This is a genomic window from Winogradskyella sp. 4-2091 (assembly GCF_045765065.1).
Taxonomy (GTDB): domain Bacteria; phylum Bacteroidota; class Bacteroidia; order Flavobacteriales; family Flavobacteriaceae; genus Winogradskyella.
The window spans coordinates 1-527 of the sequence record NZ_JBJKOD010000057.1 but is presented as its reverse complement, the minus strand read 5'-3'; the positions used below and the strand labels follow the sequence as shown (position 1 = coordinate 527).

Annotated in this window: 1 pseudogene; it reads left to right on the top strand. The window is 45.2% G+C overall.

The features are described from left to right. A pseudogene (locus tag ACJBCC_RS17290) lies at window positions 1–527 on the top strand (Tol-Pal system protein TolB); the annotation flags it as partial.

The window sequence follows — 527 nt, the reverse complement described above, 5'->3', positions numbered from 1 at the left end:
TTGCCTACGTGGTTGTAAACGACAAAGACCGTTTCCCGTACCAGCTTCGTGTTGCTGATTACGATGGTTACAATGAGCGATTAGTATTGCGTTCTAAGCAGCCTCTGATGTCTCCTGCATGGTCTCCAGATGGGCAGAAACTTGCGTATGTAAGCTTCCAAAATGGCCAAGCAGAAATTTTCATCATGAACATCTATACCGGTGAACGTGAAAAAATTACGTCATACCCTCGCCATAATGGTGCGCCAAGATTCTCTCCTGATGGTAACAAGTTAGCGCTTGTACTGTCTAAGACGGGCACTCTACAGGTGTACACTTTTGATCTGAAAACTCGCAAACTCACCCAAATTACGCGTAGCAGATCAAATAATACTGAACCGTTCTGGCACCCTGATGGCAAATCGCTGATTTTCACATCGGATAGGGGTGGTAAACCACAGATTTATCAAGTAAATTTGGGCAGCGGTTCTATCGATCGCTTGACTTGGCAAGGTAGCCAAAACTTGGGTGGTCAAATCACACCTGAT